Raw genomic sequence first — 23,902 nt, 5'->3', positions numbered from 1 at the left:
CATGTTTCGTAGATTCAAATTCCTGCTTGGGCTGCTAGCCGTTAGTGGAGTTGCCACAGCCAACATCAGCATTTCGCAGAACCCGCTGTTTGTCAGCGAATCGGTTCCACCGCTGAGCATGCTTGTACTTGGAAAGGACCACTCTCTTTTTTTTGAGGCCTATAACGACGCCAGTGACATTGATGGAGATGGGACGCTCGACCTGAGATTTAAGCCAAGCATCGAGTATTACGGACTGTTCGACTCCAAGCTCTGTTATACACACTCCGGGGGAAAGACGAATAGCGACAAGTTCACCCCCTCTGGAACCACCACGGCAGCCACTCTTTACAGATGCACGGGAAGTTGGTCGGGGAACTGGCTGAACTACATAACCACTAGCCGTGTTGATGCACTGCGGAAGGTACTGTATGGCGGTTACCGCGAAGTAGATACTGCAACAGAAACCATTCTGCGTCGCGCGTACATACCACAGGATGGGCACTCATGGGCCAAGGAGTACACCAGCACCGCGGTGGACGGCTACGACATTCATGACTACGCACCCATCTCTGCGCCGACGGGAGGGAAACGCCTATTCTTCGGCAACGTGACCATGGCTGCCGGCACCAACTGCTCAACCCTCAACACCTGCAGCAATCTACCCCCTTTTCTCTCAGTCGTCGCCAGTGCGAGTACCACTACACGGGTATGGGACTGGGCATCTTCAGAGAGCCCGGTGCTTAACAACAGCACCTATGGAGGAGGTACTCGGACGGACTATACGGTGCGAGTTGCGGTATGCACCGACACCTACCATGCCACCGACTGCCAGGGCTACGCAGGCCGGTACAAGCCTGTAGGCCTACTGCACGAGTACGGCGCGGACAATACGATGCTTTTTGGACTGCTAACGGGCAGCTACAACAAGAACATGTCGGGCGGCGTTCTCAGAAAAGTCGTTTCGCAATTCAGCTCGGAAATAAACAGCAACGGAACCTTCTCTTCAAATGCAACGATTGTTAACTCCCTCAATGCCCTGAGAATAAGGGACTATAACAACGGCAGCACATCCAGCCGCTACCGAGGAGGTAGTTTTCGCACCGGGCCGATGGAAGAAGGAGGCTATGTCGACTGGGGGAATCCGATCGGCGAGATGATGTACGAGACACTGCGCTACTTTGCCGGGAAGGGTACTGCAACGACGGCATTCAGCACCAGCGGTAGCCACGACAACGCCGTAGGTTTGAGTGAAGCGACTTGGGACAACCCTTACGCCTCCGACAGTAGCGCCAGGGCAAACTGGTGCGCTAAACCTAATATGCTGGTGATGAGCAACGTCAACGTTTCCTATGATTCGGACCAATTGCCTGGAAGCGCCTTTTCCACCTCATTCACCAGCGACCTGAGTGGACTCGACGTTGCTGCTCAGGCAAACGCAATTACCGCGACCGAGCCCTCTATCCCCGGCCCCAAATTCATCGGCGCGGTTGGCGCTAACGAAGACTATGCCCCCACGGTGAAAACGGTGACGAGTCTTTCCAACTTGCGCGGCCTGGCTCCGGAAGAGCCCAGCAAGCAGGGAAGCTACTACTCGGCATCGGTTGCCCGATTCGGGGCCACTACCGACCTGAATACATCGCTCACTGGCGATCAGAAGACCGATACCTACGTCGTTGCGCTCGCCTCTCCACTTCCAAAGTTCGAGTTCACGGTCGGCGGCAGAAAAATCTCTCTTGTTCCATTCGCCAAGACGATCAATGGGTCGAGCACTAATAGATCCAAGAGCGCCTATCAGCCGACCGACCCAATCGTCGATCTTTATGTAGAACAGTACTCAGCGACAGGCGCCGTTTTCCGCGTCAATTACGAAGCAGATGAGCAAGGCAACGACTTCGACAGTGACGTCATCGTAAGTTACGCAATTGTCGTGAACGCCAACGGGACCATCACCGTCACGGTCAAACCGACTGCGCAATCCACTGGCAGTAACCAGAACCTGGGATACGTAATCTCTGGCACCAACAGGGATGGAACCTACCTGGTGGTTCAGGATAAACAGCAGAATCTGAAGTATTTTCTGAACGTGCCTCCAGACCAGAACGCCGGATACTGCGACTACACCAACGAAGCCAACATGCCCTCAGCCTGCGCCCAGCTCCCCTGGATTAACGGCACTCCGACAGCAACCAAAAGCGCAAGCACCCAGACATTTAGCCCAAGTACCTCAGCCGCAGCGACGGTACTAAACAATCCTCTGTGGTATGCCGCGAAATACGGGATTTCCGGTCGAGATACCACCACCATATCCGGTGACCCGGATAACTACTTTCTGGTAACCAACGCATCCACTCTGAAGGAACAATTACGCAGCGCTTTCAATAAAATTCTTCAAAACAACTTTTCCGTGAGCACGCCTTCAGTCACAGGGGCTACCACCACCGCTGACGGTTCCGCATTCATATATCGCACGGACTTCAAGACCGATAAGTGGACGGGGGATGTAATCAAACAGAAGCTGGTAACATCCCAAGGAACCACAACATCAACAACGTTATGGAAAGCTAGCGAGCATATTCCCGCACCCGACTCACGCTCGATCAAGATGGCTGACGCGGCGGGAACGGCGTTAACTAACTTCGCGTGGGGCAATCTGGCGAACAAGTCATTCGGCGGCCAAAACTTACAAGCGGCGCTTAATAAAGCCACTCCTAGCTCGAGCACAAGCGACAACTACGGGCAGGCCCGCGTGGATTTCGTCAGAGGTAGCTGCTCTGGCCAGAGCGGCTGCTCCACATTCAGAAGCAGGACATCGCTACTGGGCGACATCATCAATTCCTCGCCCATATTGGTGAAAGGCGCCCAATATCTCGCCTATCGAGCGGGCGCTCTGGATGGAACAATCGCCAAGTACACCACGTTCAAAAGCGGCGCCAGCACCCGAACCCCTGTGGTTTATGTCGGTGCCAACGATGGAATGCTGCATGCTTTCAATGCCACCACGGGCGCCGAAATCTTCGCATTCATTCCAACCCCAGTCATAGCAAACCTGAACCTGCTTACCGCCGCCAACTATGGCGCTAGCGGTGGGCAACACCAGTACTACGTTGACGGTTCAATCAGCGTCACCGACGTGTATTACGGTGATGATTGGCATACCGTTCTGGTCGGAAGCCTCGCCGGCGGCGGAAGAGGCGTTTTTGCACTGGACGTTACCAACCCTTCATCGCCGTCCCTTCTATGGGAATTCACCAGCGACACCGATAGTGACATGGGTTATAGCTTGCCGAAACCCGTAGTGGCTAGACTGCACAGCGGACAATGGGCGGCACTTATCCCTAATGGGTACAACAGTGGCTCAGGCAAGGCCGTACTGTTCGCACTTGATATCCAAACGGGCACGAGACTGGCAAAACTCGAAGCACAAACGTCCGCCACAGATAACTACACGGACACCACAGGTTCGAGCAACGGCCTCTCTAACATCCGCACCGCCGATTTCAACTCGGATGGAGTAGTGGACTACGTCTACGCGGGCGACATGCTCGGTAATGTTTGGCGTTTCGACCTTTACGACCGAAGTAACAGCACCATCTTCGGTAAATGCTCGTCGAACTGTAATACGATTAAGGAACAGTTCCGTGTGTCGTTTGGCGGCAACCCGCTGTACATAGCGAAAGACGCCGATGGCGCCCGCCAACCTATCACCGCCGCCCCGACATTAGTTCGCCACCCTACCAACGTAGGATATCTGGTGACCGTGGGAACTGGCCGTTATGTAAACCTCGCAGACAAGACCAGCCCGTTCCAGACTCAAACCCTCTACTCGATCTGGGACCGGCAAACTGCGGGTGAAAGTGCGAACAGCAGTGCGACCAGCGACAAGGCGCGCGATAGTCTGCAGGAGCAGACCATCAGCGAATCTGATATGACGATAAATGGCACTAGTACAGTGGTGCGACTCTTGAGCCAAGAGCCTTTCAAATGGTACGCAGAGGGGGCAGCAGGCACCGCAGATACGGATGTCAGTAAATGGGGCTGGTATATCGATCTTAAAACGGGGGATGCCTCCGCAGGGGAGCGCTTGATCAACCCCATGACCCTGTACGGTCAAGGCCTGATCTTTTCCACGATTCAGCCAGACAACAACGCCTGCGAAGCCGATCTTAAAGGCTTCACTTATGGCATTAACCCCTACACAGGTGGACGCACCGCCTTCAACCTGTTCGACATGAATGGCGATGGAGTGATCAATGCCAGTGACAGCCTAAACGGGGCGGTAGTTTCGGGTTACAGCTCCCCTGCCGGTGGATCGGCTATCAGTGGAGGCCTGCAATACAGTACGGACGGGAAGACCAAGGGTATCACTTCGGGCAGCGCAACCAGTGGTAGACAACTCTGGCGTCTGATGCCATCGAACGATGAACTTTGACATGGAGAAAAGACAATGAAGCGCGAAAGCGGCTTCACCCTGATTGAACTGATGACTACCGTAGTAGTTATCGGTATTTTGGCGTCCATTGCCTATCCGAGTTACCAGCAATATGTACTGCGCAGCAACCGCACCGAGGGGCAGGCGCTACTGAACGAAGCTGCTGCGCGGGAGGAGCGCTATTTCGCGCAGAACAATACTTATGTCAGTGCCTCTGGAGAACTTGGAAAGTTGAATCTTCCAAACACCACCACCAGTGGAACTGGCAACAACGCAACCTCATCGGCCCTGTCGTCCACTGGCAAATACCAACTCAGCGTGGGCAAGGTCAACAACGACGGCGGTTACACCTTGACCGCCACCCCTCAGGGCTCCCAGACCGCCGACACCAAATGCGGGAACCTCACCCTGAATGCAATCGGCACCCGCGGTGTCAGCGTTTCGGGGGCTAGCGTCAACGACTGCTGGAAGTGATTTGCGGAGCGGGTAAAGCGGTCAGATCGCCTTTACCCGCAACTCCTTCGGCATGGAGAACGTGATGTTTTCCGGCCTGCCGAGCAACTCCTCGGCGCCGCTGGCGCCCCAGGCGTGGAGTTGTTCGATTACCCCGCGCACAAGTACTTCCGGGGCCGAGGCGCCGGCGGTGATGCCGATCTTCTGGCAACCTTCGAACCACTCGCGCTTCATGTCTTCGGCACCATCGATGAGATAGGCCGGAGTGCTCATGCGTTCTGCCAACTCGCGCAGGCGGTTGGAGTTGGAGCTGTTGGGGCTACCCACCACCAGCACCAGGTCGCAGTCGGCAGCGAGCTGCTTGACCGCATCCTGGCGGTTCTGGGTGGCGTAGCAGATGTCGTCCTTGCGCGGACCGCCGATGGCGGGAAACTTCGTCCGCAGGGCGTCGATCACCCGGCTGGTGTCATCCATCGACAACGTGGTCTGGGTGACGAACGCCAGCGACTCGGGATCGCGCACGGTCAGGGAGGCGACGTCCTCCTCGTCTTCCACCAGGTAGATCGAGCCGCCGTTGGCGGTGTCGTACTGGCCCATGGTGCCCTCCACTTCCGGGTGACCGGCGTGGCCGATGAGGATGCACTCGCGGCCGTCGCGGCTGTAGCGGGCGACCTCAAGATGCACCTTGGTCACCAGCGGGCAGGTCGCATCGAACACCTTCAGGCCGCGTCTTTCGGCTTCCTGGCGCACCGCCTGGGATACGCCATGGGCGCTGAAGATGACGATGACGTTGTCCGGCACCTGATCCAGCTCGTCGACGAAGATCGCCCCGCGCGAACGCAGATCCTCCACCACGAACTTGTTGTGCACGACTTCATGGCGCACGTAGATCGGCGGACCGAACACCTCGAGGGCACGATTGACGATCTCGATGGCGCGGTCGACACCGGCGCAGAAGCCACGGGGATTGGCGAGTTTGATGAGCATGACGAATCTCGGCGCACGGGGCTTGGACGGGCAGTTTAACTGCCTCTGCTCCCCCTGGGTTCAAAGGGGCTGCGGCGGGGCGATCGCCCCACCGTCTCGTAAAGGTGTTACAGGGCGACGACGTCGATGATCTCGACATCGAAGGTCAGCTGCTTGCCGGCCAGGGGGTGGTTGAAATCGACGGTCACCTGCTTGTCGTCGAACGCTTTGACCACGCCCGGCAGTTCGGTATTGGCGGCATCGTTGAAAATCACCAGCAGCCCCTCGGACAGCTCCATGCCCTCGAACTGCCCGCGCGGCATGACCTGCACGTTCTGCACGTTGGGCTGGCCGAAGCCATGCTCGGGCTCCACGGTCAGGCTGCGCTTGTCGCCCGCCTTGAGGCCATAGAGCGCCTGCTCGAATCCCGGCAACAGGTTGCCGTCGCCGACGCTGAAGGTGGCGGGCTGCTTGTCGAAGGTCGTGTCCACCACATCGCCGCTCGCCAGCTTGAGGGCGAAATGTAGGGTGACGCGGGTGTCCGAGCCGATACGCTGCTCAGTCATGTACGGTTTCTCCAGACTTCTTGGTCTTGAACATGTCCAGCGCCAGCATGAGGGCGCCTACGGTGATCCCGCTATCGGCGAGATTGAAGGCCGGGAAGTACCAACGGTTCTGCCAGTGCACCAGGATGAAGTCGACCACGTGGCCGAGCAGCATGCGATCGAGCAGGTTGCCCAGCGCGCCGCCCAGCACTAGCGCGAGCGCGATCGCCAGCCAGGTTTCGTCGCTCTTCAGGCGTTTCATCCAGACCACCAGCACGGCGCTGACGCCGACCGCGATCAGCGCGAACAGCCAGCGCTGCCAGCCGGACTCGTCGGCGAGGAAACTGAACGCGGCGCCGGTGTTGTAGGCCAGGGTCCAGCTGAAATAGTCAGGGATCACCACGATCTGCTGATACAGCCGCAGGGTTCCCTCGAAGTAGAACTTCGTCGCCTGGTCCAGAACGAACACCAGCACGCTGATCCATAGCCAGGGAAGTTTGCCGAAGCGGGACGTCATACAGTCTCCAGATGCAACCAAGGGGCCTGGGGCACGCGGGCGCGCCCCGTCTATCGGACGATGTTCGATCAGGCGAAGTGCCGGACCTCACCCGAACCGAACGCATTGCTTGCGCAACGTCCACAGATGTCAGGATGCGCCGGGTCGACGCCGATGTCGTCGCGGAAGTGCCAGCAGCGCGGGCATTTCTCGAAGGTCGACTTACGCACCAGCAGCTTGAGGCCCGGCAATTCGCTCTGCACCGCATCGGCCGGCGCCTGCTCCAGCGGCTGCACCTCGACGCGCGAGGTGATCAGCACGAAGCGCAGGTCCTCGCCCAGCTTGTTCAGCACCTCGACCAGCGCCCCTTCACCGAACAGCACGATGTCCGCCTGTAGGTTGCCGCCAATCGTCTTGGCATTGCGCTGGTTTTCCAGCTCCTTGTTGACCGCGACCTTCACGGCCATGACCTGCTCCCAGAAGGCACGGTCCAGGTCGAAGCCCAGCGGCAATTCGGCAAGGCCCTCGTACCAGGTGTTGAGCATCACCGACTCGTTGCGCTCGCCCGGCAGGTACTGCCAGATCTCGTCGGCGGTGAAGGACAGGATCGGCGCGATCCAGCGCACCAGGGCTTCGGCGATGTGGTACATCGCGGTCTGGCAGGAGCGCCGCGCCACGCTGTCCGCCGCGGTGGTGTACTGGCGGTCCTTGATGATGTCGAGGTAGAAGCCGCCCAGCTCCTGCACGCAGAAGTTGTGCACCTTCTGGTAGACGTTCCAGAAACGGTACTCGTCGTAGGCTTCGACGATCTCGCGCTGCAGCAACAGTGTGCGGTCCACCGCCCAGCGATCCAGCGCGAGCATGTCCTCGGCCGGCAGCAGATGCTGCTGCGGGTCGAAGCCATTGAGGTTCGAGAGCAGGAAGCGCGCGGTGTTGCGGATGCGCCGGTAGGCGTCGGCGCTGCGCTGGAGAATCTGGTCGGACACCGCCATCTCGCCCGAATAGTCGGTGGACGAGACCCACAGGCGCAGGATGTCGGCGCCCAGGCTGTCGATGACTTTCTGCGGCGCAACCACGTTGCCCAGGGATTTGGATTGCTTGCGGCCCTGCTCGTCGACGGTGAAGCCGTGGGTCAGCAGCTCCTTGTACGGCGCGTGGCCGTCGATGGCGCAGCCGGTGAGCAGCGAGGAATGGAACCAGCCGCGGTGCTGGTCGGAGCCTTCCAGGTAGAGGTCGGCCGCCGGACCGTCGCGGTGCGCCAGGTCGGCATGCGAGCCGCGCAGCACGTGCCAGTGGGTGGTGCCGGAGTCGAACCACACGTCCAGGGTGTCGCGGCTCTTGTCGTACTGGGCGGCTTCGTCACCGAGCAACTCGGCGGCGTCGAGCTTGAACCAGGCCTCGATGCCTTCCTGCTCGACGCGCCTGGCGACTTCTTCCATCAGTTCGACGGTGCGCGGGTGCAGCTCGCCGCTCTCCTTGTGGGTGAAGAACGGGATCGGCACGCCCCAGTTGCGCTGGCGCGAGATGCACCAGTCAGGACGGCCGGCGATCATGCTGTGCAGGCGCGCCTGGCCCCAGGCCGGGACGAATTTGGTTTGCTCGATGGCTGCCAGGGAACGCTCGCGCAGCGTAGCGCCCTGGTTCGGCTGCTTGTCCATGCCGACGAACCACTGCGCCGTGGCGCGGTAGATCAGCGGCGTCTTGTGCCGCCAGCAGTGCATGTAGCTGTGGTTGATCACGTCGTGCCGGAGCAGCGCGCCGACTTCCTCGAGCTTGGCGACGACCGCCGGGTTGGCCTTCCAGATGAACTGGCCGCCGAAGAACGGCAGCGAGTCGACGTACACGCCGTTGCTCTGCACCGGATTGAGGATCTCGTCGTTGCTCATGCCGTAGCGCTTGCAACTGTAGAAGTCGTCCTCGCCATAGGCGGGCGCCGAGTGAACCACCCCGGTGCCGGCGCCCAGTTCGACATAATCGGCCAGGTACAACGGCGACAGCCGCTCGTAGAACGGATGGCGGAAGCGGATCAGCTCCAGCGCGGCACCCGGAGCCGTGGCGACGACCTCACCCTGCAGGCCATAGCGCTGCAGGCAGCTTTCGACCAGTTCTTCGGCGAGCAGCAGCAGACGATCACCGACATCCACCAGCGCATAGGTGAATTCGGGGTGCACGTTGAGCGCCTGGTTGGCCGGAATGGTCCAGGGCGTGGTGGTCCAGATGACGATGCTGGTCGGCTTCGACAGGCGCTCCAGGCCGAATGCGGCGGCCAGCTTGTCGGCGTCCTCGATCGGGAAGGCCACGTCGATGGCATCGGACTTCTTGTCCTGATATTCCACTTCGGCCTCGGCCAGCGCCGAGCCGCAATCGAAGCAGAAGTTGACCGGCTTCAGGCCCTTGAACACGAAGCCGTTGCCGACCATCTCGGCCAGCGCGCGGATCTCGCCGGCTTCGTTGGCGAAGTTCATGGTCAGGTACGGGTTGTCCCACTCACCCAGCACGCCGAGGCGGATGAAGCCGGCCTTCTGTTCGGCGACCTGCTCGGTGGCATAGGCACGGCAACGCTCGCGGGTGAGGTCGGCCGGCTGGTTCTTGCCGAAGGTGGTCTCGACCTTGTGCTCGATCGGCAGGCCATGGCAGTCCCAGCCCGGCACGTAGGGGGCGTCGAAGCCGCTCAGGGTCTTGGAGCGGGTGATGATGTCCTTGAGGATCTTGTTCAGCGCGTGACCGATATGGATGCTGCCGTTGGCGTACGGCGGGCCGTCGTGAAGCACGAACTTAGGACGCCCGGCGCCGATCTGGCGCAGCTTCTGGTACAGGCCGATCTCGTCCCAGCGCTGCAGGATCTGGGGTTCGCGCTGCGGCAAACCGGCCTTCATCGGGAATGCCGTTTCCGGCAGGTTCAGCGTCGCTTTGTAATCGGTCATGTCATCGGCCTGTTCAAATTCAGTTTTGCTTGCGCGGGGCCGCGGCCCCGCCGGTGCTGCTGATCGTGTGTATTGCGGATGCCAGCGCGCTCACTGCAGCGGCGCGCCCAGCCAGTAAACCTGGGCGGCGGCGACATCGGCGGCGATCGCCGTCTTGAGTTCGTCCAGCGAGGCGAACCTGCGCTCGTTGCGCAGCTTGTGGTGGAAGGCCACGCGCATGCGCTTGCCGTAGAGGTCGCCGGCGAAGTTCAACAGGTGCACCTCCAGGTGCGCGCGGCCGTCGCCGTCGACGCTGGGCCGCGTACCGATGTTGGCCACGCCCGGCCATTTGCGCCCGTCCACATAGGCGCTGACAAGATAAACCCCGGAAAACGGCGCCCGCACGCGCTTGAGCTGAACGTTCGCCGTCGGCCAGCCCAACTGCCGGGCTAGCTTCTGCCCGTGCAGCACGCGGCCGTCGATGACGTAATGGCGACCGAGCAGGCGCTGGGCCTGCGGGAAGTCGCCCTCGGCCAGCGCCTCGCGAACCCGCGTGCTGCTGACCCGCAGGCCGTCCACCTCGATGGTGGTCGCCGCCTCCACGGTGAAACCGGCCGCCGCGCCGGCACGCTGGAGAAACGCGAAGTCGCCGGCGCGATCGCAGCCGAAACGGAAATCGTCGCCGACCTCCAGATGGCGCACGCCGAGCCCGTCGATCAGCACCTGGCGGACGAACGCCTCGGCGCTCAGCTCGCGCAAGCGCGGGTTGAAGGCCAGGCACAGGACGCGGTCCACGCCTTCCGCGGCGAACAGCTCGAGCTTGTCACGCAGGCGGGCCAGACGCGGCGGCGCCGTATTCGGGGTGAAGAACTCACGCGGCTGCGGCTCGAAAATCACTACGCAGCTAGGCAGCGACAATTCCGCGGCGCGCTCACGCAAACGCATCAGGATGGCCTGATGGCCGCGGTGGACACCGTCGAAATTCCCGATCGTGGCGACGCAACCCCGATGTTGGGGCCGCAGATTGTGTAGGCCTCGAACCAGCTGCATAGCGCGCATCTTGCTCACAAAGTGGCCGATTATACGCACAGCGGGCGCCGGGTGACAGGCGCAGCGGCGGCATTCGGCCGGCTCGCCACCCAGGGCGACAACGCTTCAGTGCAGCGAGCGGCGCGCGAAGTGATGCAGACGGAAGCCGAGCAGCGCCAGGCTACCGAAATAGGCCAGCACCCCGGCGGCGACCAGTCCGCCGAGGCGCAGCAAGCGCACCAGCATGTCACCCTGGTCCCAGCCAGGCAGCAGCTGGATGCCCGCAAGCAACACCCCGCACATCACCCCCACCGCCACCACCAGCTTGACCAGGAACGGCATCCAGCCCGGCTGCAGGTCGAACATCCGCTGCTTGCGCATCTGCCAATACAGCAAGCCGGCGTTCAGGCAGGCACCCAGGCTGATGGCCAGGGCCAGCCCGGCATGCCGCAACGGGACGACGAACGCCAGGTTCATCAATTGCGTGACGACCAGAATGAAGATGGCTATGCGCACCGGCGTGCGGATGTTCTGCCGCGCGTAGAAGCCCGGCGCAAGAATCTTGATCAGGATGAGGCCGACCAGTCCTATCGAATAAGCGATCAGTGCGCGCTGGGTCATCGCGGCGTCGTGGGCGCTGAATGCGCCGTACTGGAACAACGAGGCGGTCAGCGGCTCGGCGATGATCGCCAGCGCCAGCGCGCACGGCAGCGCCAGCAACAGACACAGGCGCAGGCCCCAGTCGAGCAGCCGCGAATACTCGCCGCGGTCGCCCAGCGCATGGGTCTTGGAAAGTGCAGGGAGCAGGATGGTACCCAGCGCCACGCCGAGCACCCCGGTGGGCAGCTCCATCAGGCGATCGGCGTAGTACATCCAGGACACCGACCCGGTCGGCAGGAAAGAGGCGAATGCCGTATTGATGATCAGCGAGACCTGCGCCACGGACACCCCGAGGATCGCCGGCCCCATCTGCCGCATCACCCGCCACACGCCACTGTCGCGAAGGTTCAGCCGCGGCAGCACCAGCATGCCGATCTTCCTCAGGTGCGGCAGTTGGTAGAGCAGCTGCAACAGGCCGCCGGCAAGCACCGCCCAGCCGAGCGCCATGACCGGCGGATCGAAGTACGGCGTGAGGAACACGGCGAAGAAGATCATGCTCAGGTTGAGCAGCGTCGGCACGAAGGCCGGTACGGCGAAGCGATTCCAGGTATTGAGGATCGCTCCGGCCAGCGACGACAGCGAGATCAGCAGGATGTAGGGAAAGGTCACCCGCAGCAGCGAGCTGGTCAGCTCGAAGCGCTGCACATCGTCGGCGAACCCTGGCGCGCTGATCCACACCACCCAGGGCGCGGCGAGCACGCCGAGCGCCGTCACCAGCGCCAGCACCAGCGTGAGAAGGCCGGACACGTAGGCCACGAAGGTGCGTGCCGCCTCATCGCCGCGCTGGCTCTTGTACTCCGCGAGGATCGGCACGAACGCCTGGGAGAACGCGCCCTCGGCGAAGATGCGCCGCAGCAGGTTGGGCAGCTTGAAGGCGACGACGAAGGCGTCGGTAGCGACGCCCGCACCGAAGATCCTCGCCATGATGGTGTCGCGCACGAAGCCCAGCACACGGGACACCATGGTCAGCGAACTCACCGCAGCCAGGGATTTGAGTAGATTCATAGGGTATGGATAGCCATGCAGTTCGACCGCGCTGCGCAGCGCGAAACTCGCGACGCCGCGCCGAAAGAAGCCGCCGAGTTTAGGGCTGGCCTGGAAATAAAGCACCCGTTAGCGTGCCCACGCATCGCCAGTGCGCCGATCTCCAGACAAAGGCACGACCGACAGGCGACGCTCGTCGCCGAAGTCGAGACGGGCATCGAACAGGCTTGACAAGCGACCCCGGCGGCGGCAAGATTCGCGGCCTTATTTGTTTGCATCCCCCCAAAGTTTCGAGGAGTTCGACGGTGGCCAACAGCCCTTCCGCCAAAAAACGCGCAAAACAGGCTGAGAAGCGTCGCAGCCACAATGCCAGCCTGCGCTCCATGGTTCGCACCTACATCAAGAACGTAGTCAAGGCGCTCGACGCCAAAGACCTGGAAAAATCCCAGGCTGCCTACACCTTGGCTGTACCGGTAATCGACCGCATGGCCGACAAAGGCATCATCCACAAGAACAAGGCTGCTCGTCACAAGAGCCGCCTGAACGCTCACATCAAGGCACTCGGCGAAGCCGCTGCAGCCTGAGCGTGATGTTCTTGAAAAAACCGGCCACTGGCCGGTTTTTTTATGACCGCGCACATAGCCCTTGCGAGCAGAGCGAAGACAGGCGCTGGGCCTGAGCGAGCACCCTGTCGATCAATGCATCCCGAGAAACGTCGAGACCTGGGCAGCTCGCACCCGGCGAGCCAACGCCGAGACCGATCGACTCACTTCCAGGGAAGAATCGGAATGGCGGTCACCGCATTCTGCGGACTGCCTTCGATGATGCGGTCGCTGTAAACCAGGTAGACCAGCGTGTTGCGCTTCTCGTCGAAGAAACGCACCACCTGCATGCTCTTGAACACCAGCGAGGTGCGCTCCTTGAACACCTCCTCGCCATCCTTGAGCTCGCCCTTGAAGCGGATGGCGCCGACCTGACGACAGGCAATGGACGCCTCCGCACGATCCTCGGCCAGGCCCAGCCCACCTTTCACACCGCCGGTCTTGGCCCGCGACAGATAGCAGGTCACGCCCTCAACCTTCGGATCGTCGAAAGCCTCGACGACGATCTTGTCGTTGGGGCCAACCCACTTGAAGACGGTAGCGACTTCGCCGATCTGCTCGGCCGCCGCCAGGGCGGGAACCGCCAAAAACACAGCAAGCCACAGGCGCTTCATTCGGCACTCCTGAGCAGAATCAGGTTGTCGCGATGCACCAGCTCGGGCTCATTCACGTAACCGAGCAGCGACTCGATGGCGTCGGACGAGCGACCGAGGATCTTCTGCGCCTCGATCGCGCTGTAGTTGACCAGGCCACGAGCCACTTCGCGCCCTTCGAGATCGACGCAGACGACCATCTCGCCCCGGCGAAAGCTACCCTGGATCGCCTTCACACCCACCGAAAGCAGGCTCTTGTGATCCTGGCGCAGTGCCTTGACCGCACCGGCGTCCAGCACCAGCGTGCCACGCGTCTGCAGCTGGCCGGCCAGCCACTGCTTGCGCGCCGCCAGCGGATCACGCTCGGGCGCCAGCAGCGTACCGAGCAGCTCCCCCGCCTTGAGGCGCGCCAGTACCTGCTCGATGCGCCCGCCGACGATGACGGTGTAGGCACCCGAACGCGCCGCCAGACGCGCCGCGCGCAGCTTGGTCTGCATGCCGCCACGCCCCAAGGCGCCGCCGGTGCCGCCCGCGACGGCATCCAGCGCCGGATCGTCGGCACGGGCTTCGGAAATCAGTACGGCATCGGGATTCAGACGGGGATCGGCATCGAACATGCCGTCGCGGTCGGTGAGGATCACCAGTAGATCGGCCTCGACCAGGTTGGCGACCAGCGCCGCCAGCGTGTCGTTGTCGCCAAAACGGATTTCGTCGGTGACCACCGTGTCGTTCTCGTTGATCACCGGGATCACGTCGACGTCGACCAGAGTGCGCAGGGTGCTGCGCGCGTTCAGGTAACGCTTGCGGTCGGACAGATCGTCATGCGTCAGCAGGATCTGCGCGGTCTGCCGCTCGTGCTCGGCGAAGCTCGATTCCCAGGCGCGGATCAGGCTCATCTGCCCGACGGCGGCCGCCGCCTGCAGCTCGTTCATCGCCTTGGGACGAGCCGTCCAGCCGAGACGACTCATGCCCGCCGCCACCGCGCCGGACGACACCAGCACCAGCTCCACGCCCGCCGCCCGCAGCGCGACCATCTGCTCGACCCACACCGCCATGGCCGCGCGATCCAGTCCACGCCCGTCGGCGGTCAGCAGCGCGCTGCCGATCTTCACCACCCAGCGCTGCGCGCCGGTCACCTTGTCCCGCATGATTCCATCCCAGTCCAGATGCAAACAGCGGGAAGGACCGGCCATCCCGCTCCCGAGAAATCTCAGCGCACGTAGAAGATTTCCGGCCCGTCGCCGTCATCCTCGTCATCGTCGAAGTCGTCTTCGTCCTCGACGGTGCCGACACTCTTCAGCCCGGCACGGCGCAGGGCGCGCTGGTCGTCCAGCGCCTGCAGACGGGCGCGCGCCTCGTCCTCGATGCGCTGATCGAGCTCGGCCAGCGCCTCGGCGTATTCGGGCTCTTCGGCCAGGCGCACGGTGCGCTCGTCGAGGTAACGCATGATGTCCTGGCTGAGCGCCTCGGTTCCTTCGCGCTCCAGCGCGGAGATCACATACACCGGGCCTTTCCAGTCGAGCCGCTCGACCACCGCCTTGACCCGCGCCTCACGCTCCTCCTCGAGGATCTGGTCGGCCTTGTTCAGCACCAGCCAACGGTCGCGCTCGGCCAGCGACGGGCTGAATTTCTCCAGCTCGTGGATGATAACCGCAGCAGCCTCGGCCGGATCGCTCTCGTCCAGCGGCGCCATGTCCACCAGATGCAGCAGCAGACGCGTGCGCGCCAGGTGCTTGAGGAAGCGGATACCCAGACCGGCACCCTCGGCGGCGCCCTCGATCAGGCCGGGGATGTCGGCGATGACGAAGCTCTTGTAGCGACCGACGCTGACCACGCCCAGGTTCGGCACCAGCGTGGTGAAGGGGTAATCCGCCACCTTCGGCTTGGCCGCCGACACCGAGCGGATGAAGGTGCTCTTGCCGGCATTCGGCAGACCGAGCAGGCCAACATCGGCAAGCACCTTCAGCTCCAGCTTGAGATCGCGCATCTCGCCCGGCTTGCCCGGCGAAGTCTGCCGCGGCGCCCGGTTGGTGCTCGACTTGAAGCGGGTGTTGCCCAGACCATGCCAGCCACCCTGCGCCACCAGCAGCCGCTGACCGGGCTTGGTCAGGTCGCCGATGATTTCCTGGGTATTGGCATCGATGACCGTGGTGCCCACCGGGACCGGCAGCACCAGATCGTCACCCTTGTGACCGGTGCAGTCCTTGCTGCCGCCGTTCTCGCCACGCTGCGCGTCGAAACGACGGGTGTAGCGGTAGTCGACCAGGGTGTTGAGATTCTCGTCGGCTTCCATATAGATGGAGCCTCCATCGCCACCGTCGCCGCCGTTGGGGCCACCCTTCTCGATGAATTTTTCGCGACGAAAGCTCATCAAGCCATTGCCGCCGTCACCTGCTTTTACAACGATCGATACTTCATCGACGAATTTCATGGAACGCCTCCCGCCCTCGGGCGGGCTGAAAAAAACGATAGGATACAGAAACGAAAAAGCCCCGTCGCAAGACAGGGCTTCTTCAGCAACGCCGCGATCAGGCCGCGACGACGCTCACGTAGCGACGGCCGAACTCGCCCTTCACTTCGAACTTGACCACGCCAGCCACTTTCGCGAACAGGGTGTGATCCTTGCCCATGCCAACGCCATAACCGGCGTGGAACTGGGTACCGCGCTGACGCACGATGATGTTACCGGCCTTGATGACCTGGCCGCCGAACAGCTTAACGCCAAGGCGTTTGCTTTCTGAGTCGCGACCGTTGCGGGTAGAACCGCCAGCTTTTTTGTGTGCCATGAGTCATAGCCTCCTAAAAGGGATCAGGCCTGAATGCCAGTGATCTTGATTTCGGTGAACCACTGACGGTGGCCCTGACGTTTCATGTGGTGCTTACGACGACGGAACTTGATGATGCGGATCTTATCGTGACGGCCTTGGGAGACCACTTCAGCGACGACCTTGGCACCGTCGACTACCGGCGCACCGATGGTGACGTCGTCACCATTGCCGACCAGCAGAACGCGATCGAAAGTCACGGATTCGCCAGTGGCGATCTCCAGCTTCTCGACCTTGAGGAATTCACCTTCGGCGACTTTGTATTGCTTGCCACCGGTAACGATTACAGCGTACATGGAATATCTCCGTTGATCCTGCTCACCCAGCGCTTTGTAGGAAGAGTTGGCGGCTGGCATGGCTGCCTGGGGCCGGATAGACACCAGGCAATTGCGTAAGGCAGGGAAATGCCCAGGGAAGTTCGGGGTGCGCGATTGTACGCAAGCCAGGTTGTACGCGCAAGCACCGCCCGGCCTCGCCTTGACAGTGCCGGACCCGGCCCCTAGCATGCCGCGCAATCCATAGGAGTACGACTCGCCAATGCACCCCCAGGCCTTCTATAACGTGGTGGCGGACGATTTTACCGCTGTCGACGGAATCATCCGTAAACAGCTCAGCTCCCGCGTCCCCCTGGTGGAAAAGATCGGCGATTACATCATCTCCGCGGGCGGCAAACGCATGCGCCCCCTGCTGGTGCTGCTGTCCGGCAAGGCCCTCGGCCTGGAAGGCGACTCGCTGCGCCTGCTGGCAGCCACCATCGAATTCCTGCACACCTCGACCCTGTTGCACGATGACGTCGTCGACATGTCCGGCATGCGCCGCGGCCGCTCGACCGCCAACGCCATGTGGGGCAATGCGCCCAGCGTGCTGGTCGGCGACTTTCTTTATGCACGCTCCTTCGAAATGATGGTGGAGCTGGGCTCGATGCAGGTCATGCGCATCATCTCCCAGGCGACCCGCGTGATCGCCGAAGGCGAAGTGCTGCAGCTCTCGAAGATTCGCGACGCCAGCACCACCGAAGAGACCTACATGGAAGTCATCCGCGGCAAGACCGCGATGCTCTTCGAGGCCTCGACCCACAGTGCCGCCGCCCTGGCCGAAGCGAGCCCCGAGCAGAGCGAGGCCCTGCAGACGTTTGGCGATCATCTGGGAATCGCCTTCCAGTTGGTCGACGACCTGCTCGACTACAAGGGCGACGCCGAAACCCTCGGCAAGAACGTCGGCGACGACCTCGCCGAAGGCAAGCCGACACTGCCACTGATCTACACCCTGCGCGAAGGCACCGCCGAGCAGGCCGCCCTGGTGCGCCATGCGATCCAGAAAGGCGGCATCGAAGACCTCGACAGCATCCGTGAAGCCGTCGAAGCCTCCGGCGCCCTCGACTACACCGCCCGCCTCGCCCGCGAACACGCGGATCGCGCCATCGCCTGCCTGGAAGCGCTGCCCGCCAGCGTCTATCGCGATGCACTGGTCGAACTGACCCGCTTCGCCGTCGCCCGCACGCACTGAATCCAGCCGCTCATCACACCGCGCCAACTGGCACTCGCGCCCGGTATTTCCGGGCGTGACATCCGGGCGCACGCCCGAAAGCGCGCGCCTGCAAAGGGTTTGGCGCGCACGGACGGCGGATTGTGAAATAGGCGCTTGCTATTCCTGTAATAGGAATTATTCTCATCTCTAACCACTCACCGGAGATGAACCCATGACCTATCTGATCGATGCCTGGCTGGAACGCCCGCACCCCTACCTGCGCATCCTGCATTGGGAAACCGGGGAAGTCTGTGCGGTACTGGAGGAGGAGGCGCTCGACGAGCTGCGGGATCAGGGCGACCTCGATCTGGCCGGCCTGAATTCCTGCGAACCCATGATCGTCAAGGAGCTGGTGCGCAACCTGTTCCTGTTCTGCTACGCGCGAGCATTGCGCCCCAATAGCGAACTGAACTGCGCCAGTTGCGGCAAGCGCCAATGCAGGGAATCCGAAGGTGCTCTGCTGAGCCGCCTGCCTGCCTGAGCGATGACCGTCGGCGGACGGTCATCGGCGGATTCGACTCAGAGGATGTCGAGCAGCTCGACGTCGAACACCAGCACACTGTGCGGCGGAATGCTGCCCGCCGCCTGGCCGCCGTAGGCCAGCTCGCTCGGCACGTGCAGGCGCCATTTGCTGCCGGTGCCCATCAGTTGCAGCGCCTCGGTCCAGCCGGCGATCACGCCACCCACCGGAAACTCGGCCGGCTCGCCACGGGCGTAGGAGCTGTCGAACACGCTGCCGTCGATCAGGGTGCCGTGGTAGTGGGTGCGAACGCTGTCTTCACGCGTCGGCTTGGCACCCTCGCCCGCTGTCAGCACTTCGTACTGCAGCCCGGAAGGCAGCGTAATCACGCCTTCGCGCTTGGCGTTCTTCACAAGATAGGCACGACCTTCGCCAGCGGCGGCATCGGCCCTCGCCTGGGCCTCGGCCTGCATGCGCTCGCGAATCACCTTGAAGCTGGCGGCCATGGCAGCCTGGTCGACACGGCTCGGCTGGCCGGCGAAGGCGTCGGTCAGACCGGCGAGCACCGCGTCGATGCTCACGCCGGGCGGCGGGTTGTCACGCAGCTGGTCGCCGAGCTGGCGGCCGATGCCGTAACTGACGCGGGTTTCGTCGCTGTTCAGGTCCACTGTGCTCATCTGCTGTCTCCGTAAAAAAGGCCAGCAGACTACCACACCCGCCACGCGCGCTCAGCCGTCGAGGGCGCGGGCGCTGACTTTCACCTTGAGCGGCGACTCGCTGCGCGGAGCCATGCCGACCATTTCGTCGTAGGCGGAGAACTGCACCAGATACAGCGGCAGTTCGGGCACCTCGCGCAGCACGAAGCGCGCGTGGTCCAGCGAGCGCAGGTGCGACACGCGCCCCTGATCGTCCTCGAGACGCGCATTGCCGTCGGCGGTGAGTGCCTGCAGGACGTAGAAACCGCCCTCGAGCGAGAGCAGGTTCAGCTCATGGATGTCACCGGCCAAGGCCAGTTGCTGCAGTTGAGCGAGGGTCATCACGGTCTCCTGGCAGGTGGGACGATAGCTATGAGACCGGAGAAATCAGTGTTTGGTCAGTCGGTCCAGGTAACCCATGGCGAAGGCGGACAGGACGAAGGTCATGTGGATCACCACGTACCAGAGCAGCTTGTCGTTTTCGATCTTCTGCGCGTCCATGAAGACACGCAGCAGGTGGATCGAGGAAATCGCCACGATCGAAGCCGCCACCTTCATTTTCAGCGAGCTGGAGTCCATCTTGCCCAGCCAGTCGAGCTTTTCCTTGTCCTCGTCGATGTCCAGCTGCGAGACGAAGTTCTCGTAGCCGGAGATCATCACCATCACGATCAGGCCACCGACCAGCGCCATATCGATCAGTGAGAGCAGCACCAGGATCAGATCGGATTCGGCCTTCTCGAAGACGTTCGGGAGGATGTGATAGACCTCCTGGAAGAACTTCAGGCACAGCGCCAGCAGGGCGAACGACAGGCCGAAATAGATGGGCGCCAGCAGCCAGCGCGTGGCGTACATGGCATTCTCGAAAAAGCGTTCCATGGTGTTCTCAGCTCCGCGAAAAATGCCGCGAGTATACCCAGCGAAGCGCCAGCGGCAAGGCGTGCGGAGCGTCGCCTCGCCTCTCGCCGGGAGCGGTTATCGGGACGAACAAAATCGGCGGAGCGGAAACGGCTCCGCCCGAAGAGCTCGGAAGAAGATCAGTTTTCAGGCTGGACCGCGTAGCTCCCCGCCTGAGACTGGCGCGGCCGGGCGAGCTTGCGCAGCTCGCCCTGCATGTGCAGGCGCCAGATCTGCGGTTCCTCGCAGACGGCGTAGCCCTGAACCGCCAGGCATTCGGCGATGGCATCGAGCACGCCCTCGGCGACGAAGGGACCGTGGAACGGCCCCTGTACCTTGATGGCGGAAGGTTGTGCACCGGACACGCCGGCGGCGCAGAGAAGCGTCCAAAGCCCGTTGTCGCCGTTGAGGGGACGGATCACGCACTCGATGCGGGTCGTCATCCCAAGACATTCGCGGGTGAGGCAGAGGGTGCGCGACATGGCGGCGTTCCTCGCTGGGTCCTTGGTCTGCCATACACCGCGAACGGTGAATACATGGCGCAGAAGCGGCCCGCCGGATTATCCGCGCGGCCCTGATGAAACGGCGACGGACAGCTCCGTCGCCGCTTCATCCCTGTGACCAGCAATTGCGCCGAGCATTCCCAAGACAGCCGAACGTCGATCAGCCTTGCGTCGGTTTGTCCTTCTCCGCGGCGTCCTTGCTGTCGTCTTCCATGCCCATCTCGGCGATTTCCCGCAGCCGCTGGACCACGCGCGCGTTGACGCTGCCCGCCGGGAAGCGCCCGCGCTCGTCCGGTGCGCCGGCCGGCTCGCCGAGCAACAGGCTCAGCGCCTCGTCCACGTGGCGCACCGCGTAGACGTTGAACTGGCCGGAGCGCACGGCCTGCAGCACGCGCTCGTCGAGCATCAGGGTGGCGATGTTGGCGTAGGGGATGATCGCGCCCTGTTCGCCGGTCAGCCCGCGCGCTTCGCAGAGGCGGAAGAAGCCCTCGATCTTCTCGTTGACCCCGCCGACCGCCTGCACCTCGCCGAACTGGTTGATCGACCCGGTGATGGCGAAGCACTGCTTGAGCGGAGTCCGCGAGAGCGCGGATATCAGTGTGCAGACCTCGCCGAGCGAAGCGCTGTCGCCGTCGACATAGCCGTAGGATTGTTCCAGGGCGATGCTCGCGGAGATTTCCAGGGGAAATTCCTGGGCGTAGCGGCTGCCCAGGTAGCCGGTGAGGATCATCACGCCCTTGGAGTGGATCGGCTGGCCGAGGTTGACCTCGCGCTCGATGTCGACGATGCCGCTGCCGCCCGGGTAGACCGTAGCGGAGATCCGCGCCGGCACGCCGAATGCCGAATCGCCGACCTCCAGCACCGTGAGCCCGTTGCACTTGCCGATGGCCGCGCCTTCGGTGTCGATGAGGATGATCCCGGCGAGCATGTCGTCGAGAATCCGCGCCGAGACCCGCCCGGTGCGCGTCGCCTTGGCACGCAGCGCGCGCTCGATGTGGCCGGCGTCGGTGGTCGCCTCACCGGCCAGTTGACGGATGAAGTCGGCCTCGCTGACCAGCTGGAACAGGTCGCCGATCTTCGCCGAGAGCCGGCCCTGGTGCTCGGCGAGGCGCGCGCTGTAGGTCGCCAGGCGCGCGACGGCGGCGGCGGTCAGCGGCGCGAGACCTTCTTCCGAGGTGCGCGTCTTGAGCAACTGGGCGAACTGCTCGAGGCTCTCGTCGGCAAGCATGATGTCCTCGTCGAAGTCGACCAGCACGCGGAACATCTCCTGGAAGTCCGGATCGACGTCCTGCAGCGTGTAGTAGAGCTGGCGCGAACCGATGATGATCACCTTGAGCTGCAGCGGGATCACCTGCGGCGCCAGGGTCACCGTGGCCAGCCGGCCAAGCTCGGCCAGCGGCGATTCCATCTTCAGCTGGCGCGAATGCATGGCGCGCTTGAGCGCCTCCCAGACGAAGGGCTCGCTGAGCATCTTCTCCGCTTCCAGCACCAGGAAGCCGCCGTTGGCGCGGTGCAGCGCGCCCGGGCGCAACTGGCGGTAGCTGGTGTAGAGCGCGCCCTGATCGGTGCCGTACTCGATGCGGCCGAACAGGTTGTCATAGGTCGGATGCGGCTCGAACACCACCGGGGCGCCGCCGTTGGCGTGGTGCGCCACCACCAGGCTGGGGCTGTACTGGTCTTCCAGGCCCTGGCGGCGCTGCGCGTCGGTGCGGTTGTCGTCGATCAGCTGATCGACCACGGTTTTCAGCAGGTCGACCTGCATCGCCTGCAGATAGGCGCAGACACCGGCGTTCTCGGCGTACTTCTCCGACAGCGGCGCAAGCACCGGCTGCAGCGCCAGGGTAATGGTCTCTTCGTTGAGCTGGCGCAGCTGGTTGCTCGACTCGCGTTTCCATTGCGGCAGGCTGGCGAGCTCCTCGTTGAGGCGCTCCTCCAGCTCGGAGATGTCCTGGTGATAGCGCTCGCGCTCGGCTTCCGGCAACTGGGCGAACTCGGCTTCGTCCAGTGCCTTGCCGTCCTTCATCGGGGTGAAGGCGATGTTGGTGTTGTCGCGGTAGAGGGCGATGTCCTTCTCCAGCGACAGCCGCTCGATGACGTCCAGGGCGCGGTCGTAACGCTGGTTGAAGGCGCGGTCGATGGCGCTCTTCTTCTGCTGGTAGGCGGGGTGCTCGAAGACCGCGGGAAAGGTCGCCAGCAGGTTGTCGATCAGGTGGTCGAGGTCGCCGATGAAGGCGTCCGCACTGCCCGGTGGCAGCTGCAGCACACGCGGCTCGCGCGGCTCGTCGAAATGGTTGACGTACACCCAGTCGGCCGGTGTTTCCAGGCGCTTGGCCTCGGCCTTCAGGTAGCGCTGGACGAAGGAGAAGCGACCGGTGCCGGGCTCACCCATGACGAACACGTTGTAGCCGGCACGCGGCATGGCGACGCCGAACTGCAGTGCCTCGACGGCACGTTCCTGCCCGAGCACGCCGCGGAACGGCTCCAGGTCATCGGTAGTGGTGAAGTTGAACTGATCGGGAGCGAACGGACGGGTTAGCGCATCGGGCGCGAGACGCAGCACGGCAGCGAAGGGCTGGGGCATCGGGAATCCTTTTCGAGCGGCGCGCGCCGCGGGGAATGACGCCCGCATTCTGGCGCTGGGCGGACGACACTGGCAAGCGCCCGCCCAGCCGGCGCGCGTCATCCACCGGATAGTTGCCGTCGCACGGAACCGCAGCGCTCGGCTAACCTCAAAAGCGTGCGCCTCCGTCGGATTTCCGACGGTTGCGCCGTGTTGCCCGAGGGTGATCGCCTTCCCGTCGTAGCGATCGTCGTGCAGCTCAACCCGGTTCCATCCTTCCGATACGGTAGAGAAATAATCATGAATAAAATTCTGCTCGGTAGTCTGCTCGCTGCGGTTTCCTTCAACGCCCTGGCCGAAGCGCCCGGCGGCCCGAATTGCGGCTGGGGCAACATGCTCTTCGAAGGCCAGCGCGGCACGCCTTCGCACATCGTCGCCTCGATCACCAACGGCACCTCCGGCAACGCCACCTTCGGCATGACCTCCGGCACCAACGGCTGCTCCACCGACGGCAAGCTGACCTACGGCGGCAAGTCGCTGATCGCCCTGAGCGGCATGCTCGACGAAGTCTCCGAGGACATGGCCAAGGGCGAAGGCGAGGCGCTGACCAGCTACGCCGTCGTGCTCGGCATCAAGCCGGAGGATCGCGCCTACTTCTCCAGCGTCACCCACGAGCACTTCAACCAGATCTTCAGCAACGCCAATGCCACCGCGGCGGATGTCCACGCGGCCACACTGGAAGTCATGAAGAACGACCCGCGCCTGTCCAAGTACGTGGTCGAACAGGCCTGACGCC

General features: G+C 62.8%; 23 protein-coding genes. 7 read left to right on the top strand and 16 right to left on the bottom strand.

Going from position 1 to position 23,902, the window contains the following annotated elements; translation table 11 throughout:
* Nucleotide 1: 1 nt before the first annotated feature.
* Nucleotides 2–4,411, top strand: a complete 4,410-nt coding sequence (locus B3E91_RS08185) for a pilus assembly protein (protein WP_287029010.1) — start codon at nt 2–4, stop codon at nt 4,409–4,411.
* Between the two features lie 15 nt (nt 4,412–4,426).
* Entirely contained in the window at nt 4,427–4,885 is a 459-nt protein-coding gene (locus B3E91_RS08180; RefSeq protein ID WP_287029008.1) for a type IV pilin protein, read from the top strand.
* A gap of 21 nt (nt 4,886–4,906) precedes the next feature.
* Here the strand turns inward: B3E91_RS08180 and ispH are convergent, their stop codons facing one another.
* From ispH to murJ, 6 genes are all read right to left on the bottom strand, one after another.
* Complete coding sequence (gene ispH, locus B3E91_RS08175; protein WP_287029006.1) at nt 4,907–5,851, bottom strand: 4-hydroxy-3-methylbut-2-enyl diphosphate reductase; 945 nt, start codon at nt 5,849–5,851, stop codon at nt 4,907–4,909.
* Between the two features lie 107 nt (nt 5,852–5,958).
* The gene (locus B3E91_RS08170) at nt 5,959–6,396 is read right to left on the bottom strand and encodes an FKBP-type peptidyl-prolyl cis-trans isomerase (RefSeq protein ID WP_273230212.1); all 438 of its coding nucleotides are present in this window, start codon (nt 6,394–6,396) and stop codon (nt 5,959–5,961) included.
* On the bottom strand, nt 6,389–6,892 hold the full coding sequence (gene lspA / locus B3E91_RS08165; protein WP_273230210.1) for a signal peptidase II: 504 nt from the start codon (nt 6,890–6,892) through the stop codon (nt 6,389–6,391). The genes B3E91_RS08170 and lspA overlap by 8 nt, the downstream gene beginning before the upstream one ends.
* A gap of 68 nt (nt 6,893–6,960) precedes the next feature.
* Entirely contained in the window at nt 6,961–9,795 is a 2,835-nt protein-coding gene (ileS, locus tag B3E91_RS08160) for an isoleucine--tRNA ligase (RefSeq protein WP_287029004.1), read from the bottom strand.
* Between the two features lie 90 nt (nt 9,796–9,885).
* Entirely contained in the window at nt 9,886–10,824 is a 939-nt protein-coding gene (gene ribF / locus B3E91_RS08155) for a bifunctional riboflavin kinase/FAD synthetase (protein ID WP_287029003.1), read from the bottom strand.
* 105 nt (nt 10,825–10,929) lie between these two features.
* On the bottom strand, nt 10,930–12,468 hold the full coding sequence (murJ, locus tag B3E91_RS08150; protein WP_287029002.1) for a murein biosynthesis integral membrane protein MurJ: 1,539 nt from the start codon (nt 12,466–12,468) through the stop codon (nt 10,930–10,932).
* A gap of 15 nt (nt 12,469–12,483) precedes the next feature.
* Between murJ and B3E91_RS08145 the strand changes: the two genes are divergently transcribed.
* Together B3E91_RS08145 and rpsT are read left to right on the top strand one after the other, a co-directional pair.
* A complete protein-coding gene (locus B3E91_RS08145; RefSeq protein WP_273230201.1) occupies nt 12,484–12,678 on the top strand; it encodes a hypothetical protein in 195 nt (64 codons plus the stop codon).
* 74 nt (nt 12,679–12,752) lie between these two features.
* The gene (rpsT, locus tag B3E91_RS08140) at nt 12,753–13,031 is read left to right on the top strand and encodes a 30S ribosomal protein S20 (RefSeq protein WP_090226234.1); all 279 of its coding nucleotides are present in this window, start codon (nt 12,753–12,755) and stop codon (nt 13,029–13,031) included.
* 182 nt (nt 13,032–13,213) lie between these two features.
* Here the strand turns inward: rpsT and B3E91_RS08135 are convergent, their stop codons facing one another.
* The 5 genes from B3E91_RS08135 to rplU all read right to left on the bottom strand — a co-directional run bounded on the left by B3E91_RS08135 (nt 13,214) and on the right by rplU (nt 16,763).
* On the bottom strand, nt 13,214–13,663 hold the full coding sequence (locus B3E91_RS08135) for a CreA family protein (RefSeq protein ID WP_286786151.1): 450 nt from the start codon (nt 13,661–13,663) through the stop codon (nt 13,214–13,216).
* Nucleotides 13,660–14,790 carry a glutamate 5-kinase gene (gene proB / locus B3E91_RS08130; RefSeq protein WP_273230197.1) on the bottom strand — a complete coding sequence of 377 codons (1,131 nt, stop codon included), beginning with the start codon at nt 14,788–14,790 and terminating at the stop codon, nt 13,660–13,662. The genes B3E91_RS08135 and proB overlap by 4 nt, the downstream gene beginning before the upstream one ends.
* Before the next feature lie 62 nt (nt 14,791–14,852).
* Entirely contained in the window at nt 14,853–16,073 is a 1,221-nt protein-coding gene (gene cgtA, locus B3E91_RS08125) for an Obg family GTPase CgtA (RefSeq protein ID WP_287029001.1), read from the bottom strand.
* 97 nt (nt 16,074–16,170) lie between these two features.
* Nucleotides 16,171–16,428, bottom strand: a complete 258-nt coding sequence (gene rpmA / locus B3E91_RS08120) for a 50S ribosomal protein L27 (RefSeq protein WP_090226226.1) — start codon at nt 16,426–16,428, stop codon at nt 16,171–16,173.
* A gap of 23 nt (nt 16,429–16,451) precedes the next feature.
* The gene (gene rplU, locus B3E91_RS08115; RefSeq protein WP_090226225.1) at nt 16,452–16,763 is read right to left on the bottom strand and encodes a 50S ribosomal protein L21; all 312 of its coding nucleotides are present in this window, start codon (nt 16,761–16,763) and stop codon (nt 16,452–16,454) included.
* A gap of 241 nt (nt 16,764–17,004) precedes the next feature.
* On the opposite strand from rplU, the gene B3E91_RS08110 reads away from it, so the two are divergent.
* Nucleotides 17,005–17,973: a polyprenyl synthetase family protein gene (locus B3E91_RS08110; RefSeq protein ID WP_287029000.1), complete on the top strand. Its 969-nt coding sequence runs from the start codon at nt 17,005–17,007 to the stop codon at nt 17,971–17,973.
* A gap of 193 nt (nt 17,974–18,166) precedes the next feature.
* Nucleotides 18,167–18,475: a hypothetical protein gene (locus tag B3E91_RS08105; protein ID WP_287028999.1), complete on the top strand. Its 309-nt coding sequence runs from the start codon at nt 18,167–18,169 to the stop codon at nt 18,473–18,475.
* Between the two features lie 38 nt (nt 18,476–18,513).
* Here B3E91_RS08105 and B3E91_RS08100 read toward each other — a convergent pair whose 3' ends face one another.
* The 5 genes from B3E91_RS08100 to B3E91_RS08080 form a co-directional block, all read right to left on the bottom strand.
* Nucleotides 18,514–19,131 carry an FKBP-type peptidyl-prolyl cis-trans isomerase gene (locus B3E91_RS08100; RefSeq protein WP_287028998.1) on the bottom strand — a complete coding sequence of 206 codons (618 nt, stop codon included), beginning with the start codon at nt 19,129–19,131 and terminating at the stop codon, nt 18,514–18,516.
* Between the two features lie 51 nt (nt 19,132–19,182).
* Nucleotides 19,183–19,491: a DUF6482 family protein gene (locus tag B3E91_RS08095; RefSeq protein WP_090226218.1), complete on the bottom strand. Its 309-nt coding sequence runs from the start codon at nt 19,489–19,491 to the stop codon at nt 19,183–19,185.
* A gap of 45 nt (nt 19,492–19,536) precedes the next feature.
* Entirely contained in the window at nt 19,537–20,025 is a 489-nt protein-coding gene (locus B3E91_RS08090) for a TIGR00645 family protein (RefSeq protein WP_287028997.1), read from the bottom strand.
* A 158-nt stretch (nt 20,026–20,183) separates the two neighbouring features.
* The gene (locus B3E91_RS08085) at nt 20,184–20,525 is read right to left on the bottom strand and encodes a hypothetical protein (protein ID WP_287028996.1); all 342 of its coding nucleotides are present in this window, start codon (nt 20,523–20,525) and stop codon (nt 20,184–20,186) included.
* Between the two features lie 181 nt (nt 20,526–20,706).
* Complete coding sequence (locus B3E91_RS08080; RefSeq protein ID WP_287028995.1) at nt 20,707–23,127, bottom strand: Lon protease family protein; 2,421 nt, start codon at nt 23,125–23,127, stop codon at nt 20,707–20,709.
* A 279-nt stretch (nt 23,128–23,406) separates the two neighbouring features.
* Here B3E91_RS08080 and B3E91_RS08075 point away from each other — a divergent pair, with 279 nt between their 5' ends.
* Nucleotides 23,407–23,898 carry a DUF3015 domain-containing protein gene (locus B3E91_RS08075; RefSeq protein ID WP_090226208.1) on the top strand — a complete coding sequence of 164 codons (492 nt, stop codon included), beginning with the start codon at nt 23,407–23,409 and terminating at the stop codon, nt 23,896–23,898.
* Nucleotides 23,899–23,902 lie beyond the last annotated feature (4 nt).

It is taken from the genome of Pseudomonas sp. UBA6310 (assembly GCF_002438225.1).
Taxonomy (GTDB): Bacteria; Pseudomonadota; Gammaproteobacteria; order Pseudomonadales; family Pseudomonadaceae; genus Pseudomonas_O; species Pseudomonas_O kuykendallii.
This window is presented reverse-complemented; position numbering and strand designations above follow the sequence as displayed.

What these genes read in the sequence shown, in the direction of transcription:
- B3E91_RS08095 (WP_090226218.1), bottom strand. Translation starts at nt 19,491, where the DNA reads ATGACCCTCGCTCAACTGCAGCAACTGGCCTTGGCCGGTGACATCCAT.
- B3E91_RS08110 (WP_287029000.1), top strand. Translation starts at nt 17,005, where the DNA reads ATGCACCCCCAGGCCTTCTATAACGTGGTGGCGGACGATTTTACCGCT.
- B3E91_RS08180 (WP_287029008.1), top strand. Translation starts at nt 4,427, where the DNA reads ATGAAGCGCGAAAGCGGCTTCACCCTGATTGAACTGATGACTACCGTA.
- B3E91_RS08090 (WP_287028997.1), bottom strand. Translation starts at nt 20,025, where the DNA reads ATGGAACGCTTTTTCGAGAATGCCATGTACGCCACGCGCTGGCTGCTG.
- B3E91_RS08075 (WP_090226208.1), top strand. Translation starts at nt 23,407, where the DNA reads ATGAATAAAATTCTGCTCGGTAGTCTGCTCGCTGCGGTTTCCTTCAAC.
- rplU (WP_090226225.1), bottom strand. Translation starts at nt 16,763, where the DNA reads ATGTACGCTGTAATCGTTACCGGTGGCAAGCAATACAAAGTCGCCGAA.
- lspA (WP_273230210.1), bottom strand. Translation starts at nt 6,892, where the DNA reads ATGACGTCCCGCTTCGGCAAACTTCCCTGGCTATGGATCAGCGTGCTG.
- B3E91_RS08085 (WP_287028996.1), bottom strand. Translation starts at nt 20,525, where the DNA reads ATGTCGCGCACCCTCTGCCTCACCCGCGAATGTCTTGGGATGACGACC.
- cgtA (WP_287029001.1), bottom strand. Translation starts at nt 16,073, where the DNA reads ATGAAATTCGTCGATGAAGTATCGATCGTTGTAAAAGCAGGTGACGGC.
- ispH (WP_287029006.1), bottom strand. Translation starts at nt 5,851, where the DNA reads ATGCTCATCAAACTCGCCAATCCCCGTGGCTTCTGCGCCGGTGTCGAC.
- proB (WP_273230197.1), bottom strand. Translation starts at nt 14,790, where the DNA reads ATGCGGGACAAGGTGACCGGCGCGCAGCGCTGGGTGGTGAAGATCGGC.
- B3E91_RS08105 (WP_287028999.1), top strand. Translation starts at nt 18,167, where the DNA reads ATGACCTATCTGATCGATGCCTGGCTGGAACGCCCGCACCCCTACCTG.
- B3E91_RS08170 (WP_273230212.1), bottom strand. Translation starts at nt 6,396, where the DNA reads ATGACTGAGCAGCGTATCGGCTCGGACACCCGCGTCACCCTACATTTC.
- B3E91_RS08100 (WP_287028998.1), bottom strand. Translation starts at nt 19,131, where the DNA reads ATGAGCACAGTGGACCTGAACAGCGACGAAACCCGCGTCAGTTACGGC.
- ribF (WP_287029003.1), bottom strand. Translation starts at nt 10,824, where the DNA reads ATGCAGCTGGTTCGAGGCCTACACAATCTGCGGCCCCAACATCGGGGT.
- B3E91_RS08080 (WP_287028995.1), bottom strand. Translation starts at nt 23,127, where the DNA reads ATGCCCCAGCCCTTCGCTGCCGTGCTGCGTCTCGCGCCCGATGCGCTA.
- B3E91_RS08145 (WP_273230201.1), top strand. Translation starts at nt 12,484, where the DNA reads ATGCAGTTCGACCGCGCTGCGCAGCGCGAAACTCGCGACGCCGCGCCG.
- B3E91_RS08185 (WP_287029010.1), top strand. Translation starts at nt 2, where the DNA reads ATGTTTCGTAGATTCAAATTCCTGCTTGGGCTGCTAGCCGTTAGTGGA.
- ileS (WP_287029004.1), bottom strand. Translation starts at nt 9,795, where the DNA reads ATGACCGATTACAAAGCGACGCTGAACCTGCCGGAAACGGCATTCCCG.
- B3E91_RS08135 (WP_286786151.1), bottom strand. Translation starts at nt 13,663, where the DNA reads ATGAAGCGCCTGTGGCTTGCTGTGTTTTTGGCGGTTCCCGCCCTGGCG.
- murJ (WP_287029002.1), bottom strand. Translation starts at nt 12,468, where the DNA reads ATGAATCTACTCAAATCCCTGGCTGCGGTGAGTTCGCTGACCATGGTG.
- rpmA (WP_090226226.1), bottom strand. Translation starts at nt 16,428, where the DNA reads ATGGCACACAAAAAAGCTGGCGGTTCTACCCGCAACGGTCGCGACTCA.